The sequence below is a fragment of the Victivallis sp. genome (assembly GCF_048170485.1).
Classification (GTDB): Bacteria; Verrucomicrobiota; Lentisphaeria; order Victivallales; family Victivallaceae; genus Victivallis.
In genome coordinates, this window is sequence record NZ_DBEXAY010000106.1 from 1 (window position 1) to 6,060 (window position 6,060).

The window sequence follows — 6,060 nt, forward strand, 5'->3', positions numbered from 1 at the left end:
TTTTCCATGGCCTGTTTTCCTTTCTTTTGATTACGGTTTGGTCACTATAATCAATCAGAAAACAGGCCCTTTTTCAAGTGCCCTCTCTCAAAATGTGCGCAATTTTCCGGACGTTATCTGGGACTATTGCTGAAAAAAAGCAGGCAATTGTTTACCATCCGGGAAAATAAGCCACATGATAATTTGCCGGAAGCAGGAGACATCGATTCACCGAGGAGCTTGTAAGATGAAAAAAATGATCTTTTTCGGAGCGACGGCTCTGACCATTTTGTTATCCGGATGCGGCACCACCGCGAAGTTTGTTTATCCCGCGAAAATGGAAAAACTGGCTCGTGCAGCATCCGCCCCCTTAACCGGACGAACCGTTGCAGTTCCTCCTTTTGATGATTACAGAAATGCGGAAAATTCCTTCGGCACGTTGTTCTTATATTTGATTCCGCTGATGCCGTTCGGCTGGGTTGAATATGATCGCCATGATGCCGCAAGAATGTTTGTCTCGATCGATGAATTCGAATTTACACCGTCCGAAGATCTGGCAAAAGCCGCCGCATTGAGTCTGCGCCGTTCCAATTTGTTCAAAGACGCTTATTTCACCTTCGGCGGCGAAAAAGAGAGAGCCGATCTGATTCTGACCGGCGAAATTCAATCCACGAAATATCTCGGTAACATGTGGACATATGGATTATCGTTGTACGGTCCGCTGCTCTGGTTTCTGGGAGCGCCGGCGGGGAATTCGGAAAATACCTTGACGATCCGCCTGACCCTGAGGAAAAAAGATAAAATTGTCTGGGAATATACATTCAACCGTTCCCGGAAAATCTGGCAGTGGTTGTATTACCGCATGGGCTATGATGTTTTCGCGTATTCGGAGCTTATGCAGGAAGCAATGAACGAAGCGATCGCCGACTTGGCCGCGCGACTGCACGAAAATCCCCACCTCTTCTGAAAAAACATGCCAGAGCAGTGAGGAGCAGCGAAGGACCTTTCTTCCTTGCCCTAAGAGAAATTTAACGCCGGGAATCGTCCTATTCACGGAACACGAAACGCGACTCATGTCATCGACACAATACTGCACGAAAAAGGATACCCCCCTGTCGGCCCGACTTCAGTTCACAGTCAGGAAATGCGAAAACAGCATACTACTACGGCTGTGATACTGCCGGAAAAGAGCGGCCAGAGCGCGAGAGATGAAATCACCACTCGCGCGGCTGGTTCAAGTTTTCAGTCCAGCAGTACGACTTCTCCACAGCGGCGAGTCGCCGGCATGTCGATCAACCGCTGGTTGTCCGAGCCGCGGAACTTCAACGAAATATCCTTGCGGCTCTCGATGAACGGGCCGTCGACTAGTACCGCCAGCGCCTCGAGCAACTCATCGGTCACTTCGCAGAAGGCACGACCGCCGGGCCGCAGGTCCCGCTCATAAATGTAGCCGGTATAGGCCCAGATATCTTTTTTCGGCAGTTCCATCCGTACACGGCGGACCAGCGGCAGCAGGGCACGCTGGTTCACCGGTTCAAAGGGTTCGCCGCCGAGCAGCGACAAGCCGTTGATGTAAGAGCGGTTCAGCAACTGCAGGATATGCGCCTCCGCCGCGTCGTCAAACGGGACGCCGTAACCGAAATCCCACGTTTCCGGATTGAAACAGCCGGGACAATGGTGGGTACAGCCCGAAACGAACAACGAAACCCGCACCCCGTCGCCGTTGGCGATATCCACCGATTTGATCGTACCGTAATTCATCGTTCCTTTCTCCTGTTCCCTTCGTCGCCCTGTCTGCCGGACATATGATGCACGAATATTTCCGACAGGCAAGGCGTTTCGCCCCGTCTGCCGGAAACTGGCGCTCTTGTCTTACAGATGCAGAACGCGGTCGCGGATCTCCTGCGTGCGTCCCTGATTCCAGAACTGCGTGCCGATGTATCCGCAGGTGCGGCGGGCAACGTTCATCTTGTTCTGATCGGTGTTGCCGCACTTCGGACAGCGCCAGATCAGCTTGCCGGATTCCTCCTTGACGATTTCGATCTCTCCGTCAAAACCGCACACCTGACAGTAGTCGCTCTTGGTGTTCAGCTCGGCATACATGATGTTGTCATAGATGAAGCGGATTACCTGAAGCACCGCCTCGATGTTGTTCTGCATGTTCGGGACTTCCACGTAGCTGATCGCGCCGCCGGTCGAGAGCGACTGGAACTTCGCCTCAAATGCGAGTTTGTCAAACGCGTCGATCTTTTCCGTCACATGGACGTGATAGCTGTTGGTGATGTAGTTCCGGTCGGTGACCCCGGGAATGATCCCGAACCGCTTCTGCAGGCAGCGGGCGAATTTATAGGTGGTCGACTCCAGCGGGGTTCCGTAGATGCCGAACCCGATGGTGGTCTCCTTCTTCCAGCGGTTGCAGGCGGCGTTCATATGCTCCATGATCCGGATCGCCAGCGGCGTGGCTTCGGGATCTGTGTGGCTCTTGCCGGTCAGGTAGCGGACACATTCGCAAAGTCCGGCGTAGCCCAGCGAAATCGTCGAATAGCCGTTGTACAGCAGCGGGTCGATCGGTTCGCCCTTCTTGAGCCGGGCGATGGCGCCGTGCTGCCACAGAATCGGCGCCGCGTCCGAAAGGGTTCCCTTCAGCCGGTTGTGACGGCACATCAGCGCCTTGTAGCAGAGTTCAAGCCGCTCGTCGAAAATCTTCCAGAAGCGGTCCATGTCTCTTTCGCTCGACAGAGCGATATCCACCAGGTTCAGCGTGACCACCCCCTGGTTGAAACGGCCGTAGAACTTGTAGTTGCCGTTCGCGTCGCGCCACGGCGTCAGGGCGGAGCGGCACCCCATCACCGGGAAGCAGTTGCCCTCCTTCAGCTCCTTCATCTTCTTTTCGCTGATGTAGTCCGGCACCAGCCGCTTGGCGGTGCATTTCGCCGCCTGCCGGGTCAGGTAGTAGTATTCACCGTTTTCATCGACGTTGTCCTCCTCAAGCACGTAGATCAGCTTCGGGAAGGCCGGGGTGATGTAGACGCCCGCATCGTTCTTGACCCCCTGATACCGCTGTTTGAGAACCTCTTCGATGATGATGGCGAGGTCTTTCTTCTCCTGTTCGTTTTTCGCTTCGTTCAGGTACATGAAAACGGTTACGAACGGAGCCTGCCCGTTAGTGGTCATCAGCGTGACAACCTGGTACTGAATGGTCTGCACACCGCGGGCAATCTCGTCGCGCACACGTTTTTCCACGATTGCATTGAGCTGTTCCGCGCTGATCGTGGCTCCGGCGAGGGCAAACTCCTCCTGCACCTCCGTGCGGATGCGGTTGCGGGAAACCTGAACGAACGGGGCAAGATGGGTCAGCGTGATGCTCTGGCCGCCGTACTGGTTGCTGGCGACCTGAGCGATGATCTGTGTGGCGATGTTGCAGGCGGTCGAGAAACTGTGCGGCTTCTCGATCAGCGTGCCGGAGATCACGGTACCGTTCTGGAGCATATCCTCCAGGTTGACCAGATCGCAGTTGTGCATATGCTGTGCGAAATAGTCCATGTCGTGGAAGTGGATCAATCCCTGCTCGTGCGCTTCGACGATCTCCGGCGGCAGCAGCAGCCGCCGGGAGATATCCTTGGAGACTTCCCCGGCCATATAGTCGCGCTGAACGCTGTTGATGGTCGGATTCTTGTTGGAATTCTCCTGTTTGACCTCCTCGTTGTTGCATTCGAGCAGGCTCATAATCTGATTGTCGGTGGTGTTGGCCTGACGGACCAGATTTCGCATATACCGGTAGGTGATGTATTTTTTTGCGACTTCGAAGGCGCCGGCCTGCATGATCCGGGTTTCGACGATGTCCTGAATCTCCTCGACCGACAGCGCCCGGTCGAGCGCCTTGCAGATGCCGGAAACGTATTCGCCGATCGCCTCTATCTGCTGTGCCGTCAATGCGTTCTTGAATTCCACAGTCTGATTGGCCTTCGATACGGCGGCCAGAATTTTGGCGATGGAGAACTCTTCCTCCGCCCCGCTTCTCTTTATGATCTTCATTTCCCTGTTACTATATGTTGTGTTAATACAAGCAACAATTTCTATATGTTGTGCTTTCTAAGATACACCATTCCGGCCAAAATGCAATCAAAAAAAATGTTTTTTGCTATGAATCGAACCAGACGTTGAATGGAAAGATCGTGAAAATAGTTCCAGAAAAAATCCAGGTCCGGAGTGCCGCATTCTGTGTGTTGCTGTAATTGATTCAGCAACAGAATTTGTCGGACAGAACCGGTCGCGTAACTTGTGTCAGCAGACGTCGGGATATCGTTTCGATTGCCTCACATTGAACGTTGAGCCCAATTAAACGAATCTTCGGGAAGGCGAGATCATTGACACGAAAAAACAATGTCCCGGCAGAGAAAAACTCGCGATTGCGCTTGAAGGCCTGAAAATGAGTGCAGGATCAGCGAGTAATGATCCCCTATCGGGCATTGTTCTGCGCCAATCAGATTTTGAACAACGCAACGTGCAAGCAGGTGTGAATGCAATGCGGGCCGGGCGACGCACTCTCGCCGCCGTCAGGAGCTGAGACGCTCCCAGAGCAGACGCGCCCGCCAGGCGCGTTCCTGCGCCGTCTCCCGGCTCCGCGCTTCGGAAATCAAACGCAGGGACCCCTCCGTCGAAGAAAGACGGAGGCTTAAAAATCCATCCGGCCAGTCAAAGCGAAGCCCGTCACAATCGTTGACTTCCGCCTCATCATCAAATTCATCCCGCAACCGGCGCAGCAGCAGATAGGCGTGCGGCGAATCGCAGGGAATCGTCTGTTTCACCATTTCGTAGCGCGGCAGCGCCGCCACCTGGCTGCTGAGCGGAATCCGGCGACGCGCAATCGCCTCGAGCAGCAGCCCCGCCATCAGAAACCCGTCAAATCCGTTCATGCCATGGATGGTGACCGAGCCGCTGCCCTCCCCCGCCGCCACGGCGCCGGTTGAACGCATCATGTCGATCACATTCGCCTGACCGACCTTTCCCTTCTCCAGCACATCTCCGTGCCGGGAAACCACATCGTCGATCGTGCGGGAGCTGCAGATGTTCGTCACCACACGGGATCCCGCCGGAAAACGCTCCAGAACATAGTCCAGCAGCAGCGGAAAGGTCAGCTCCTCGCTGAGCGGCTCGCCCGTGTCGCTCACCACCCCCATCCGGCTCATGTCACTGTTGAATACCAGCCCCGCCGCCGCCCCCAGCGGCGCAATGATCGAACGAATCGGCGACTCGCTCCGCGGCCGCGGTTCCGGATCCCGCGGCAATACGCCGGAGGGCACGTCGTTCACCGAAACCAGATCCAGCCCCAACCGTTCGGCAAACGTCCGGGCATGCGCCGCGCCGGAGCCGTTGCAGAAATCCCCCACCACCCGGAACTCGGCCGCGGCAATTGCGGAAATATCCAGCGTTTCCGCCAGGTAGTTCCAATAGGTTTCCTGCATTTCCGGCCCCAGCGGTTCAAAGGGATGAACACCCGACGCCGCTGCCGTGCGAAACCGGCGGCCGTGGTACAGATCGAAAAGTTCCCGCTGGCGCAGGCCGTCGAAGTAGGAGCCGTCGGCGGCGAGCGGAATCAGGGCGTTCCACCCCGCCGCCTGGTGGCCGCCGGTAATCAGCATTCCGCCGCCGAATCCGAAACGCGGCACCAGAAAATGCATCATGCCGGCGGTGAGGATTCCGCCGTCAACCACCCGGCAGCCGCACCCCGCCAGCGAGGAGATCACCGCACACCGCAACATTTCCGACGAAGTGCGCGGATCACAGCCGACCAGAACCGGAGCATCCTCCTCCATCATCGAAGCGAAGGCCGCCGCAAAATCACACGCCGCTCCCGGGGTCAATCCCGGCCCGACCATGCCGCGCATGCCCGCCGCGCCGATACTCAGTTGTCTTGTACTTCTCTCCTGCATCGAATTCGAACCCTGTGCAACAGCAGTTTGTTCAACATAGCATCAAATCCGCATTTTCGCAATCCCCGGCAGAAAAATCACGCGGAAATCCATCGAAAAAAGGCTGTTATTTCCAGAAAAAAAATTAATTTCTGTTGCATTCAATTCT

Annotated in this window: 4 protein-coding genes; 1 reads left to right on the top strand and 3 read right to left on the bottom strand. The window is 55.8% G+C overall.

The genetic code is table 11. The annotated features are described in order from the left end of the window. The first annotated feature begins 226 nt into the window (after positions 1 to 226). The gene (locus ACMLHG_RS05695; RefSeq protein ID WP_417169856.1) at positions 227 to 946 is read left to right on the top strand and encodes a hypothetical protein; all 720 of its coding nucleotides are present in this window, start codon (positions 227 to 229) and stop codon (positions 944 to 946) included. A 275-nt stretch (positions 947 to 1,221) separates the two neighbouring features. Here the strand turns inward: ACMLHG_RS05695 and nrdG are convergent, their stop codons facing one another. The 3 genes from nrdG to ACMLHG_RS05710 form a co-directional block, all read right to left on the bottom strand. Continuing rightward, the gene (nrdG, locus tag ACMLHG_RS05700; protein ID WP_417169857.1) at positions 1,222 to 1,740 is read right to left on the bottom strand and encodes an anaerobic ribonucleoside-triphosphate reductase activating protein; all 519 of its coding nucleotides are present in this window, start codon (positions 1,738 to 1,740) and stop codon (positions 1,222 to 1,224) included. A 111-nt stretch (positions 1,741 to 1,851) separates the two neighbouring features. Next, positions 1,852 to 4,014, bottom strand: coding sequence for an anaerobic ribonucleoside-triphosphate reductase (gene nrdD / locus ACMLHG_RS05705; protein WP_417169858.1), 2,163 nt, complete (start codon positions 4,012 to 4,014; stop codon positions 1,852 to 1,854). A 521-nt stretch (positions 4,015 to 4,535) separates the two neighbouring features. Next, positions 4,536 to 5,912 carry a hypothetical protein gene (locus ACMLHG_RS05710; protein WP_417169859.1) on the bottom strand — a complete coding sequence of 459 codons (1,377 nt, stop codon included), beginning with the start codon at positions 5,910 to 5,912 and terminating at the stop codon, positions 4,536 to 4,538. Positions 5,913 to 6,060: the final 148 nt, after the last annotated feature.